Here is a 12,806-nt window from a genome sequence, read left to right as displayed (position 1 = left end):
TGCGGCCGATGGAAATGGAACAAATTGTGTTTCAACTCATCCTGCACGGCGGAAATGGCAGAAGCTCTGCGATGGAGGCCATTACATGTGCAAAACAAGGAAACTTTGATGAGGCGAAGCAAAAATTGCAGGAAGCACAAGACGCGTTAAATGAGGCGCATCACGCACAGACAGAGCTGATCCAAGGAGAAATCAGGGGCGAAAAGACGGATATTAGTCTCTTAATGATTCATGCGCAGGATCATCTCATGAACGCAATGACCGTCAAGGAGCTCGCAGCAGAAATCATCGAGCTCCATGAAAAAATGAAGCAACTCGGAGGTGTCAATTCATGAAAGAAGGAATCAAAATTGTCACAATAGGCGGTGGATCGAGCTATACGCCTGAGCTCGTCGAAGGGTTTATTAAACGATATCAAGAATTGCCTGTAAAAGAATTATGGCTTGTGGATATTGAAGCGGGTCAGGAAAAGTTAAACATCGTAGGCGCTCTGGCGAAACGTATGGTTGAAAAAGCAGGTCTGCCGATTGAGGTACACCTGACTCTTGATCGCCGGGAGGCCTTGAAGGACGCAGATTTTGTGACGACACAATTTCGTGTAGGACTGCTGGAAGCACGGGCAAAGGATGAGAGAATACCGCTTAAATACGGCGTCATCGGTCAGGAAACGAACGGACCAGGCGGTTTATTTAAAGGCCTTCGGACCATCCCAGTCATTCTAGACATTGTGAAGGATATGGAAGAGCTTTGCCCAGACGCATGGCTTGTGAACTTTACAAATCCAGCCGGCATGGTCACAGAAGCTGTTTTACGCTACACGAATCTAAAAAAAGTGGTCGGTCTATGCAATGTGCCGATTGGGATCAAAATGGGGATTGCCAAAGCGCTTGATGTGGACGTTGAACGCATCGAGGTACAGTTTGCCGGTCTCAATCACATGGTCTATGGATTAGACGTATATTTAGACGGGGTCAGCATTATGGATCAAGTGCTTGATGAACTAGGAAATCCAAACAGCCAGTGGTCCATGAAAAACATTGAAGCGAAAAACTGGGAGCCTTCTTTTGTGAAAGGATTAGGGGTCATCCCATGTCCGTATCACCGCTATTACTATAAAACGAAAGATATGCTGGAAGAAGAGCAAAAGGCGGCTCAAGAGAAAGGAACACGAGCAGAGGTTGTGCAGCAGGTCGAGCAGGAATTATTTGAGCTTTATAAAGATCCTGATTTGTCGATTAAACCACCGCAGCTCGAAAAAAGAGGCGGGGCCTATTACAGCGATGCGGCCTGTAACTTAATCAGCTCTATCTATAATGATAAGCACGACATTCAACCAGTCAATACAGTGAACAGAGGGGCGATTGCCAGCATTCCGGCTGAATCAGCGGTTGAAGTAAACTGTATCATTACAAAGGACGGACCAAAACCAATCGCGATAGGTGATCTGCCTGTAGCTGTAAGAGGACTCGTTCAACAAATCAAATCATTCGAGCGTGTGGCAGCAGAAGCGGCTGTGACTGGAGATTACGAGACGGCTCTTGTGGCGATGACCATCAACCCGCTCGTCCCATCTGACGGCATTGCAAAGCAAATTTTAGACGAAATGCTCGAAGCGCATCGTGAGCATTTACCGCAATTCTTCAAATCAGTCAATGCTTAACACTAACACATAATGGCCCCTTTAATGGGGTCATTTTTTTGATTGCCCCATATGGAAACTGGAGAAAGAAGTGTATGATTAGAAAAAACAGCATGTATGGCTTCAAAGAAAGGACTGTTGGAATATGGTTGCAATTGGTTTAATGTTTTACGGCTTTGTCGTACAGCCTGTCATGAGTTATGGTACAGTGATCTTGTTTTTGTATGGCCTTATTGCTTCATTTGTTGGCCTCATTCGGCATAAGGAATATGTGTGGATCTATGTTCTCCGCCTGCTCGTTTGTTTTACCATTCCCGTAACCAATCTGTTGATGTATTTTGCAACGATTGGAGGAGATGCAAGGAAATTTGATTTCCAGCCAATGCCGCTTGTTTATTATCTTGTCTTTATCCTAGAAATCATGATCATCTTTTTGCCAGAGATCTTTTTACTGATCGAAAAAAAGCGGAGCATCAAAAGGAAACAGTGGATATACGCAGGGGCGATTGTTGGGGTATCGGTCTTGTTTTGGTGCACGATTTGATGGGAAGAGACGGGTCAACTAAGTCTATTTCGCTTTTGTTTCTGTAACTTCTTTCGTCGGACCTTTACAAAAGAGATGGAAAGAGCAAGGATAGAGATTCCAAGAGCCTTAAATAAAAACCGGGTGAGGAAAGGTGAATCGTCGAAACCAGTGGCGACGATCATCGATCCGATGCAGATTCCAAAGAATGCTAGTAGATAAGTAAAAAACATACCATCACTCCCCTTATTCATGTGTATTTCCCATTATAAGGGATAAAAGAGAGGTAAATAAACAAAAAAGAACCCTTCATGATTGAAAGGTTCTTTTTATATGCTTATGCTTGCTTGACGACTGAGTCAACTTCAACTGTCCAGCCGAAGATGTCTGGCTGTGTCCCTTTTTGGATGCCAGTAATGGCTTCGTACAATTTCTTCGATACTTCGCCTGTTTGACCATTTTGGATCACATATGGCTGATCATGATAAATTAATTCCCCGACAGGAGAGATCACGGCTGCCGTTCCAGTTCCGAAAATTTCTTCAAGCTCGCCAGATTGATGTGCTTCAATTAACTCATCAATTGAAATTTTGCGCTCTGTTACTGGAATTCCCCAATGCTTTAACAGTTCAAGTACAGAGTTGCGTGTGATGCCTTCTAAAATGCTGCCGTTCAATTCAGGCGTCACGATTTCGCCATTGATTTTAAAGAAGATATTCATGCTGCCGACTTCTTCAATGTATTTTTTCTCGACCCCATCAAGCCAAAGAACCTGTGAAAACCCTTTCGTTTCAGCAACTTGCTGTGCTTTAAGGCTTGAGGCATAGTTTCCAGCTGTTTTGGCATTTCCTGTTCCACCCTTAACGGCACGGACAAACTCATTTTCAACTGCAATTTTGACCGGATGAATGCCTTCTTTATAGTATGATCCCACAGGAGATAAGATAATGAGCAGCTTATACGTGCTAGACGGTGCAACGCCTAAATACGGCTCAGTGGAAATAATGAATGGACGAATATACAAGGAAGTTCCCTCTGCATCAGGTACCCAATCCTTATCAATACGAATGAGTTCATTTAAGCCCTCTAATACTGTTTCTGTATCAATTTGCGGAATACACAGGCGGTCATTGGATCTGTTTAAGCGTTCCATGTTTTTTTCCGGACGGAATAAGAGAATTTTTTGATCCTCAGAAACATAAGCTTTCAAGCCTTCAAAAACAGATTGACCATAATGGTAGACCATCGACGCTGGGTCCATTGGAATGGCTTGATAAGGGATAATTCTTGGATCGTACCAGCCTTTATCAACTGAATAATCCATCACAAACATGTGATCTGTGAAGATTTTTCCGAATTCAAGTTGATCAGATTGAGGTTTTGGTTTTTTTGTTGAACTAAGTTCAACGCGGATGGGTTGTTTTGGCATTGTAAATCTCCTTGCTGTTTGATTATTTGAAAATTCTAATAATATGAAATAATTATGATTCTATTCTATACCTTCACAAAATATTAGCAATAGGTTTTCTGTAATTCAGACAAGAAAAATCTGTTAAAGCGCTTTCCTTCTCTCTGCTGTCAGTTTGGCTCATGTCACCCCTTTTAAAAAAAGAAATAAAATCCAAATGCATTATTAACTGATTAATCTGACAATTTAAAACGAATGGTTTTCCTGTAAGATATTCTTTCAACCATACACCTTTTGACTAGTACATTGCAAGGGACATCGTCATATTTTAATCCTCTTTTTTTTAACCGATAAAGGAAGGAGAGAAGGGAAAGGAGCAAACAACAAGATGAAACGAGCGATACCAGGCATTTTACTCATTTTATTCATGACCGTCATCAGCTTTGGCTGTCAAGCGATGACAGATGAGGCTGGCGCTAAGCAAAGCACAGCCTATTACGTAGCGGTAAACGGAAGCGACAAAAACCCGGGAACTAAGCAAAAACCTTTCCGTACGCTGAAAAAAGCGGCAAGTATGGCGAAGGCTGGGGCAACCATTTACATGAGAGGCGGCACATACAAAGAAAAATTGATTGTCCGCCATTCAGGAACAAAGAAAGCACCCGTTGTCTTTCAAGCTTACGGAAAAGAAAAACCTGTGATTAGCGGGGCTTCCCTTAAAGGAAATCAAGCCGATGGCGGTCTTGTCACGATCGATCAAAAGAGCTACATCACCCTCAAAGGCCTGACTGTAGGACATCTTAAGACGAATAAAGAAGATTTGACACCAGTTGGTATTTTCATCAAAGGAAGCGGCAAAGGCGTCAAACTGCTTAATAACCGAGTGTATGATATTCAGACGAAACATGAAAATGGAAATGCACATGGAATTGCTGTCTATGGGACAAAAGCTCCAGCAGCGATTGAAGACATTGAAATCAAAGGAAATACCGTTGAAAAATTAAAGCTGGGCTTCAGTGAAGCGCTTGTGCTAAATGGGAACGTGAAAAAGTTCCGTGTGACACATAATACGGTCCGGCACACTGATAATATTGGCATTGATTTAATTGGATTTGAGAACGTGGCACCCTCTAAAAAGTATGATCAAGTCAGAAACGGTGTCGTCTCAAGAAACAAAGTATATGAGATTACGAGTGCAGGGAACCCAGCCTATGGCAGCGACATTTCTGCTGGCGGAATTTATGTTGATGGCGGAAAAGACATTGTGATCGATCATAACATCTCACATCACAATGACTTAGGGATTGAAGTAACAAGCGAACATAAAGGAAAAATGGCGGACCGCATCCGCATCGAACACAATCAAGTGTATTTGAACCGCTATACAGGCATTTCTATTGGCGGCTATGATAAGAAGCGTGGCGGTACAACCAATACGACGATCTCACATAATACTTTGTACAAAAATGACACAGCCGGCTTAGAAGGCGGTCAATTGCTGATGCAGTATCAAGCAGTGAACAATCGAATCACGAATAATATCATGACCGCTAGTGCCTCGCATTACTTAGTCGTGAATCTTTATCAAGTGAACCAAAAGAATACCTTCCAGAAGAACGTTTATGATGACCGCAAAGGTGCAAAAGCATCACAGTGGGTATGGCACGGGAAATGGCTGGAAGGCTACAAAACGTATCTCTCTAAAAGCGGTCAAGATAAAGGATCAGCACATCTGAACCCGCAATTTGTGAATGAGAAAAAATATGATTTCCGTCTGAAGAAATCATCACCTGCGAAGAAAATCATCGGAAGCTGATGATATTTTAGAAATTTTCAAAAAAGTCATTGACATTGATGTGACATCACATTAAAGTAAAGAAGACATTTCAACGAAAACAAATTTCATAACGGATCTCTTATCAAGAGAGGCAGAGGGACTGGCCCTATGACGCCCGGCAACCGTTTCTATTTTAGAAATTGGTGCTAATTCCTGCAAAGCTGTTACAGCTTTGACAGATAAGAGAGGAAGACTTCCCGATACATGTTTCATGCAACGGTGATCAAGCCTCTCTTTCCAAGAGAGGCTTTTTTTCGTCTCTTTTTTCAAATCAAATGCCTGTTTTACAGGCGTATTTCCACTTTTTTACCTAGTTTTCCGATGTGAAAAATCAAAACAACTTGAGGAGGAACAGCAATGAAGCGTAAGCATTTTACATCATGTCTTGTCTTATTAACGGCATTAACCGTCCTATTAACAGGCTGCGGCACTGGATCAAGTGCAGGCTCAAAGGCAAATACGAACGAAAAAGTCTCTTTTGACAATGTACCGAAGCGATTTGCAAAGGGACAGGGAGCAAAAATTAAAGTCATCCGCAAAATTGGAGGAGACGATCATACAGCTCAATTTTTAGCTGGAACCAAGGCAGAAGGTGAAGCACTCGGCTTTACGGTAGATGTCTACACCGCAAATGGAGATACAGCGAAGTTCCATGATGCCATCTCTCAGGCGCTTGAAGAAAATTATGATGGCTTTATCATCTCTCACGGGGACGACGAGGCGACAGTCGCTGATGTGAAAAAGATCACAGCGAAAGGCATTCCAGTTGTAGCATTTGATTCGAATCCTAAGCTGAAGGACATCAAAGGGGTCACAGTGACATCTCAAGATGACGAACAATTAGCGAAAAAATCATTAGATGCGCTCGTGTCTGATTTTAAAGGAAAAGCAAATATTGCGTACCTCTGGGTAGATGGATTCCCGCCAATGGTGAGACGAAATAAGGTCTATCAAGAAACGCTTAAACAACATTCAGGGATCAAGGAGCTTGACCGCTTTGGTATTGCCTCCTCTGATACGTCTGTTCAAACGCAAAATGCAGTAGCAGCCATGCTGAATAAGTATCCAAAGGGCAAGCTGGACGCTATTTTTGCCACATGGGATGCCTTTGCCATTGGGGCAGCAAGAGCGTTAAAGGAAGCAGGAAGAACAGAAGTGAAGATTTATGGGATTGATGTATCAAATGCGGATCTTCAAGAAATGACAGCGAAGGACAGTCCGTGGAAGTACACAGCAGCGGTTGATCCGAAGCTCATCGGCGCAGTCGACGTGAGGATTCTTGCGAAGAAAATAGCTGGTGAGAAAACACCGTCTTCCTATGACCTTGAGGCCTCTCTCATCTCGCAAAAGCAGCTTCAACAAGCAGGAAAAGCTATTAACATGGTCAATCTTGCAGACGAGGTGAAGGGATTCGGTTCATCGACTGCTTTTGAGGAAGATTGGATGAAGACCTTGAAGAAGCATTATGCAAAATAAACGACGTGCACTCTCTTTTCATAGAGGGTGTTTCGTTTTTCAGATGATATCAAGAGAAGGAGGACACCTATGACAGCGCCGCTTGTTCGTATGAAGAATATTTCAATTGAATTCCCAGGGGTCAAAGCGTTAGATCAAGTGAATTTCACATTAAAAAAAGGGACGGTCCATGCACTGATTGGAGCAAATGGTGCTGGGAAGTCAACGTTAATGAAGGTTCTTTCTGGCGCTCATTCCCACTTCGACGGGACCATCTACATCAATGGCCAGGCGGCATCCATTCAAACCCCAAAGGATGCATCCTCATATGGTGTGCAGACGGTCCACCAAGAAGTGGATACGGCGCTTGTTCCCTACTTAAGTGTTGGTGAGAATATGATGATGCATGAGATTGAGAAAAAAACATTTGTCAGTTGGAAAGAGCTGCATCGCAAGGCGGCTCAACTATTAAAAGAAATGGACATCGACATCTCCACAAATCGACTTGTCAGCGATCTGACCCTTGCCGAAAAACAGTTGGTGCTCATTGCCAAGGCCGTTTCCATTAAATGCAGCATTTTAATCTTAGATGAACCAACGGCTCCGCTTAGTCATGCAGAAACAAGTAAATTATTCTCAATGATTGATCGGTTGAAACAGAATGGGAAGGGGATCGTGTTTATTTCTCACCGCATGCCTGAAATTTTCACCATCTGTGATGAATTGACTGTGATGCGAAATGGAACGGATGTCACAGCTCACCTTGTCAAAGACACAAATCCGCAGCAGGTCATTGAAGAAATGCTAGGCGCACCATTAGAGGAGCAATTCCCGTCTCGCAGGCCACTGAAAGATGCACCTATTGTGCTTGAAGTGAAAGAGCTAAACGATCAACATAAATTAAACAACATTCACTTTTATGTCAAAAAAGGAGAAATTCTCGGGATCGCAGGACTTGTCGGTGCTGGTAAAACAGAATTGTGCAAAGCCCTTTTTGGTGCCTCAGAAGAAAAAAAGACGGGGACCGTGCAGCTTCATGGTCAAACCATCCGCATCACATCGCCTCATCAAGCGGTGAGAGCTGGAATGGCTCTTGTGCCGGAAGAGCGGAGAAAAGAAGGGATCCTGACCGAAGAGAGCGTGGGGTGGAACTTAACGGCTGCAAGTCTTCACTCATTTTCACGGATATTCAGCTTCTTACATCGTTCGAAGGAAAAGCAGGGAGCAGGCGACATCGTCAAACGGCTTGGTGTCAAAACGCCGTCGCTTGAAGCGAAGGTGAAGCACCTATCGGGTGGAAATCAGCAGAAGGTTGCTATCGGAAAATGGCTGCTGGCTGAGGCAGATGTGTATCTCTTTGATGAACCAACCAAAGGTGTAGACGTTGGAGCGAAAAAAGATATTTTCACTTTGATTGCAGAGCTTGCCGCCCGCGGAAAATCTGTGATTTATGCGTCGAGTGAGCTGTCAGAGATTGCAGGTATCGCTGACCGAGTATACGTGTTATATGATGGCAGCATTACCCGGGAAATGACCGCACCGACGACTGAAGAGGAGCTTTTATATCATTCAACAGGAGGACAATCATGAGCGAACAACAAATTTCAGCCCCTGTGCAGCAAATTAAAAAACAGCGGCCATCCTTTCATCTGTTTGATTTCTTTTATCGATATGGCACAATCTTAACCATTGTTGTGTTGATTGTAATATTTGCGGCATCGAATCCAGCGTTTTTGCAATCAGGAAATATCATCAATATTCTACGGTCTATCTCAATTGTGACCATCATTGCGGTGGGCTTAACCATCTCATTGGCAGTAAACGGCTTTGATTTATCAGTTGGATCAGTCGCTACGCTATCAAATGCGATTGTCATTTCTATGTTCGTATGGTTCTCGCAAAACCCACTGATTGCAATCCTCTCTGCACTAGCGGCTTCTATCATTGTTGGTTTGCTAAATGCATGGATGATCGTCAAAATGAAAATTCCAGATATGCTCATGACATTAGCCATGATGTTTATCATTCAAGGACTGGCTCAAACGTATACGAAAGGGGCGACCATTTCTGAAAATATGGTACTGTCCGATGGTACGTTCTCAACGGGAACGATTCCTGCCTTTTTCAGCAAAATTGGACAGGTGCCATATATCATTCTCATTATGGCTGCCATTGTACTCTTTGCGCATGTTTTCATGACCTACACAAAGCACGGCCGATTCATGTACATCATCGGTGGGAATAAGGAAGCGGCTCGTTTGTCTGGCATACATGTGAACAAATACAAAATTTCGGCCTATCTGCTTTCTGCGTTATTTGCAGCGATCGGCGGTATCGTGCTGGCATCAAGGGTGATGACAGCAGAAATTAATGCGGGTGCACCATATTTAATGGATGGAGTAGCGGCTGCTTTTATCGGCTTTTCCGTTATGGGAGCAGGTAAGCCAAACGCATTTGGTACTTTTATCGGGGCTGTACTCATCGGTATTTTACAAAATGGGCTTGTGATGATGTCTGTCCCTTATTATGCAATGGATATTGTGAAAGGCTCTGTGCTGGCCCTTGCACTGGCGCTGACATATTACAAACAACGAGGCTAACTGCGTATTTTTTAAAACCATTCGAGTCCTCTCTCCGTCTAGTAAACGGAAAGCGGTGCAGCTGCCGTTTCCCAAAAGGAGATGACAAAAAGAAAATGAATATGTCAGCAACTCATGTAGAAGATTTGAAAAATGTCATGGAAGACTGGAAAAATGAACTTTTAGTATATAAATTTGCGTTAGATGAAATGGATACAAAGTTTTCAATTATCAGCCAGGAGTATAATTTAATCCATGGACACAACCCAATAGAGCATACAAAATCACGAATTAAATCCTTTGAAAGCATAGTGAATAAACTAGCAAGAAAAGGATGCGACATCACGACACAATGTGCCAAGGAGCATATCCATGATATCGCAGGTGTCCGCATCATCTGTTCTTTTATTCAAGATATCTATAACATTATGGATGTATTGAGGCAAAGAGAGGATTTAAAGATCCTTGAAGTGAAGGACTACATTCAACATCCAAAACCAAATGGCTACAGAAGCCTTCATTTAATTGTTGAGATACCTGTCTACTTAACAAATCGTGTGGAGCATGTGAAGGTTGAGATTCAGGTGCGGACCATTGCGATGGATTTTTGGGCGAGTCTAGAGCATAAAATCTATTATAAACTGCAAAACGATGTTCCTCATCAGCTGACTGATGAACTGAAGGAAGCCGCAGATATTGCCCATTACTTAGATGAAAAAATGCAGAATATTAAACGAGAAATTGATTAGCACATCAAAAAGCAGCTGTTTTGATCACAGCTGCTTTTTTTCATATTAAGGATTGGTTCCACGGTCTCTCTTTTGAATAATATCTTGAGATTGTGCAGATTGGCTGTCTTTTTGAATGGAAGTACCAACAGAAACACCTGTTATCAAGAGGGTTAAAATCGCACTTGTGATGAGCCATTTCTTCATCATACATCACTCCATTTTCTTAACAAGTTTTCAAGGACAACGCCTTGTTTCTAAAATAAGAGGATTCTTCATGAAGCCCAAGATCCGTTAAGTAAGCTGCTGCATCCTGACAAATAGCTTCAAGGTCAACAAGGAAATTCATTGTTTCTAATTGATCGCAATAAGCCTTGATTTGCTCAATCATGTTGTCTGGCTGAATCATAAGTGTTTCTAAAATGGATAATTTAAGTGAAATGTTTCGTTGTTTTAAATTTTCTGCTTTTTGAAGTGAAAGCTGTACATAATAGTGGAACAAACCTGGCTTTTTCAGCTTAAATAGTGCTTTTGTGTAGGCGTACATGGCAAGTAAATAGCCGCCTGGAGAAGAAGTTTCGAATGATTCTATCATTAAAGCCTTTTCTAGGAGCGGCACAGCTTCACTGTATTCATTTCTTAGACTTTTAATAAAGGCTGCATTGCAATAGGCATGTCCAAGTAAATCTGGATCTTCCATCTGTTCTAGTGAATGAATCACTTCTTCGAACAGCGATTCTGCCTCATCATATTTCGACTGATCCGCATAATTCAAAGCAAGCATCATTTGACAGCTGATTGATTTTTTCACATAACATGGATCTGCGTCGTAAATAGATGAAGCCATCTTTAAGTGGTGGATGGAGAGAAGCGTGGACCTAATATTATAGTAAAGACACCCAGTTTTATAGTGAAATTCGGCTTTTTCAATGTCATCGTGCACGAGATCTAATTTATCCTCGGCCAATTTTAAATGGTGAAATGCCGTATCCTGATTGCCTCTGCGCATTTCATACATCCCTTTAAAGAAATAGAAATAATAGCTGAGCATATCATCCGTACGGATGGCATTTTCATCAACAAAAAGACTATGATCTAATGAAGCTGTATCTTCTATTAGATCTTTAAAACGGTACTCTAGCAGTTGATAGTAAAGTAAGACGTCTTGATTTTCTTCCATTCGATCAAACGCTTGAAGAATGTCTTCTTTTAACTGGATGGCACCTTGTATCTCTCTTTTTTTCATCATGACATACCAATCATTGAGCATATTCGCTACATCAACGGACGACAAAACACCTGCTTCTGCCAATTCTTATCCTCCTTTCTTCATCTATCAATATCCGTTCTTCTGAATCAACTTCCCATATTCCAGTATCTTCTTATATTTTAAGCTCTCTCGTGCAGTTTGTAAAACATGTTTTTTGATGTAAATTCAACCAGTAGTGAAAGAAATAGGGAGACATCGCTCTTTTGTATACGCTTACATTTTTTTAGGTAAAAAGAGGGTTTTGGGAAAAATATATTACAATATCAATATAGAGAGGAAGTAAGTTGTTGAGTTTGCTTTCGTATGCAAGGAAGAAACATCATTTATCAAGGCGCCGCCTCGTTTTTTTGTGAGATTATCTCACATCATAATTGTGGATGACTCTTCTTTTAGAATAAAATGAGTTATTCGCAAAAAAGTAAAATTTAAAGAGACTATTGATCTAGAATTGTATGGATCTTTGGTATTGATAAAAAATATCACACACTATAGCTTTAGCGTGGTATAGTATTATTGTTATTGCGAATATTTAGACAAAACTGACAATGGGGGTCGTGTTTTATGAAGAAATCGATGTTATTGATCATGGGACTAATTGTTGTGCTTGTCATGGCAGCCTGTGGATCAAAATCGGACAGTGGTTCGGGAGAAGGCAAAGGCACATATAAAATCGGGATAGATACAACTTATCCGCCATTTGAATTTGAAAAGGGCGGTAAATATGAAGGGATAGACGTTGATTTAATTAATGCAATCGCGAAAGACCAAGGTTTCAAAGTGAAGCTTGAAGCCATGGACTTCTCAGGTATCATTCCAGCGATGCAGGCAGGACAGCTTGATGTTGGAATGGGCGGGATGAGTATTACAGATGAGCGTAAGAAGAAAGTAGATTTCTCAGATCCTTACTTCGACGCTGGACTGACAGTTGTTGTGAAAAAGGACAGCAGCATCAAATCTATTAATGATTTAAAGGGGAAAAAGCTAGCTGTTAAAAACGGGACGACTGGTGCAAAGTTCGCATCTGATAACGCAGATAAATATGGGTATGAAGTCGTTCAATTTAATGACAGCCCATCTATGTTCCAGGAAGTATCAAACGGAAATGCAGATGCCTTAATTGAGGATTATCCTGTCATTACGTATGCGATCGCACAACAAGATTTAAAATTGAAAACAGTTGGAGACCGCTTGAATGGAGCCCAGTATGGTATCTCTGTCATGAAGGGGAAAAACCAAGACCTATTGAAGAAGATCAATAAAGGCCTTGAGAACCTAAAGAAAAACGGTGAATATGACAAAATTATTGATAAATATTTGAAGTCATAACACAAGCGAGGCGCGCTCCGAGCGCGCTTTCTTTATGTGTC

The 12,806-nt window shown here is 41.8% G+C and carries 12 protein-coding genes and 1 riboswitch; of the genes, 9 read left to right on the top strand and 3 right to left on the bottom strand.

Features of this window, described 5'->3' with window-relative positions:
* Positions 1-8: 8 nt before the first annotated feature.
* The 3 genes from NST65_RS17855 to NST65_RS17845 all read left to right on the top strand — a co-directional run bounded on the left by NST65_RS17855 (position 9) and on the right by NST65_RS17845 (position 2,183).
* Positions 9-335 carry a PTS lactose/cellobiose transporter subunit IIA gene (locus NST65_RS17855; protein ID WP_003215078.1) on the top strand — a complete coding sequence of 109 codons (327 nt, stop codon included), beginning with the start codon at positions 9-11 and terminating at the stop codon, positions 333-335.
* A complete protein-coding gene (locus NST65_RS17850; protein ID WP_034281331.1) occupies positions 332-1,660 on the top strand; it encodes a 6-phospho-beta-glucosidase in 1,329 nt (442 codons plus the stop codon). Before NST65_RS17855 ends, NST65_RS17850 begins: the two co-directional genes overlap by 4 nt.
* Positions 1,661-1,784: 124 nt before the next feature.
* Entirely contained in the window at positions 1,785-2,183 is a 399-nt protein-coding gene (locus NST65_RS17845) for a hypothetical protein (RefSeq protein ID WP_034281330.1), read from the top strand.
* 316 nt (positions 2,184-2,499) lie between these two features.
* On the opposite strand, the gene NST65_RS17840 is transcribed toward NST65_RS17845, so the two are convergent.
* Positions 2,500-3,591, bottom strand: coding sequence for a branched-chain amino acid aminotransferase (locus NST65_RS17840; protein ID WP_024426445.1), 1,092 nt, complete (start codon positions 3,589-3,591; stop codon positions 2,500-2,502).
* A 367-nt stretch (positions 3,592-3,958) separates the two neighbouring features.
* Between NST65_RS17840 and NST65_RS17835 the strand changes: the two genes are divergently transcribed.
* The 5 genes from NST65_RS17835 (at position 3,959) to NST65_RS17815 (ending at position 10,190) form a co-directional block, all read left to right on the top strand.
* Entirely contained in the window at positions 3,959-5,386 is a 1,428-nt protein-coding gene (locus tag NST65_RS17835) for a right-handed parallel beta-helix repeat-containing protein (RefSeq protein ID WP_046312807.1), read from the top strand.
* 97 nt (positions 5,387-5,483) lie between these two features.
* Positions 5,484-5,593: riboswitch (SAM riboswitch) on the top strand.
* Between the two features lie 171 nt (positions 5,594-5,764).
* Positions 5,765-6,883 (top strand): sugar ABC transporter substrate-binding protein, encoded by a 1,119-nt coding sequence (locus NST65_RS17830; RefSeq protein ID WP_111926945.1) that lies wholly within the window; start codon positions 5,765-5,767, stop codon positions 6,881-6,883.
* 69 nt (positions 6,884-6,952) lie between these two features.
* Entirely contained in the window at positions 6,953-8,452 is a 1,500-nt protein-coding gene (locus NST65_RS17825; protein ID WP_111926943.1) for a sugar ABC transporter ATP-binding protein, read from the top strand.
* Complete coding sequence (locus NST65_RS17820) at positions 8,449-9,462, top strand: ABC transporter permease (RefSeq protein WP_111926941.1); 1,014 nt, start codon at positions 8,449-8,451, stop codon at positions 9,460-9,462. The genes NST65_RS17825 and NST65_RS17820 overlap by 4 nt, the downstream gene beginning before the upstream one ends.
* Positions 9,463-9,557: 95 nt before the next feature.
* A complete protein-coding gene (locus tag NST65_RS17815) occupies positions 9,558-10,190 on the top strand; it encodes a GTP pyrophosphokinase family protein (protein WP_025093809.1) in 633 nt (210 codons plus the stop codon).
* A 45-nt stretch (positions 10,191-10,235) separates the two neighbouring features.
* Here the strand turns inward: NST65_RS17815 and NST65_RS17810 are convergent, their stop codons facing one another.
* Positions 10,236-10,376 (bottom strand): hypothetical protein, encoded by a 141-nt coding sequence (locus NST65_RS17810; RefSeq protein WP_162860197.1) that lies wholly within the window; start codon positions 10,374-10,376, stop codon positions 10,236-10,238.
* Positions 10,377-10,395: 19 nt separating this feature from the next.
* Complete coding sequence (locus NST65_RS17805; protein WP_046312813.1) at positions 10,396-11,481, bottom strand: Rap family tetratricopeptide repeat protein; 1,086 nt, start codon at positions 11,479-11,481, stop codon at positions 10,396-10,398.
* Positions 11,482-12,000: 519 nt separating this feature from the next.
* Here NST65_RS17805 and NST65_RS17800 point away from each other — a divergent pair.
* Positions 12,001-12,765 carry a transporter substrate-binding domain-containing protein gene (locus NST65_RS17800; protein WP_342489192.1) on the top strand — a complete coding sequence of 255 codons (765 nt, stop codon included), beginning with the start codon at positions 12,001-12,003 and terminating at the stop codon, positions 12,763-12,765.
* Positions 12,766-12,806: the final 41 nt, after the last annotated feature.

The sequence above is a fragment of the Bacillus sp. FSL P4-0248 genome, from assembly GCF_038593305.1.
Taxonomy (GTDB): Bacteria; Bacillota; Bacilli; order Bacillales; family Bacillaceae; genus Bacillus; species Bacillus safensis.
The sequence above is the reverse complement of the archived record's forward strand: the minus strand, read 5'-3'. Positions and strand labels throughout refer to the sequence as shown.

What these genes read in the sequence shown, in the direction of transcription:
- NST65_RS17855 (WP_003215078.1), top strand. Translation starts at nt 9, where the DNA reads ATGGAAATGGAACAAATTGTGTTTCAACTCATCCTGCACGGCGGAAAT.
- NST65_RS17850 (WP_034281331.1), top strand. Translation starts at nt 332, where the DNA reads ATGAAAGAAGGAATCAAAATTGTCACAATAGGCGGTGGATCGAGCTAT.
- NST65_RS17845 (WP_034281330.1), top strand. Translation starts at nt 1,785, where the DNA reads ATGGTTGCAATTGGTTTAATGTTTTACGGCTTTGTCGTACAGCCTGTC.
- NST65_RS17840 (WP_024426445.1), bottom strand. Translation starts at nt 3,591, where the DNA reads ATGCCAAAACAACCCATCCGCGTTGAACTTAGTTCAACAAAAAAACCA.
- NST65_RS17835 (WP_046312807.1), top strand. Translation starts at nt 3,959, where the DNA reads ATGAAACGAGCGATACCAGGCATTTTACTCATTTTATTCATGACCGTC.
- NST65_RS17830 (WP_111926945.1), top strand. Translation starts at nt 5,765, where the DNA reads ATGAAGCGTAAGCATTTTACATCATGTCTTGTCTTATTAACGGCATTA.
- NST65_RS17825 (WP_111926943.1), top strand. Translation starts at nt 6,953, where the DNA reads ATGACAGCGCCGCTTGTTCGTATGAAGAATATTTCAATTGAATTCCCA.
- NST65_RS17820 (WP_111926941.1), top strand. Translation starts at nt 8,449, where the DNA reads ATGAGCGAACAACAAATTTCAGCCCCTGTGCAGCAAATTAAAAAACAG.
- NST65_RS17815 (WP_025093809.1), top strand. Translation starts at nt 9,558, where the DNA reads ATGAATATGTCAGCAACTCATGTAGAAGATTTGAAAAATGTCATGGAA.
- NST65_RS17810 (WP_162860197.1), bottom strand. Translation starts at nt 10,376, where the DNA reads ATGAAGAAATGGCTCATCACAAGTGCGATTTTAACCCTCTTGATAACA.
- NST65_RS17800 (WP_342489192.1), top strand. Translation starts at nt 12,001, where the DNA reads ATGAAGAAATCGATGTTATTGATCATGGGACTAATTGTTGTGCTTGTC.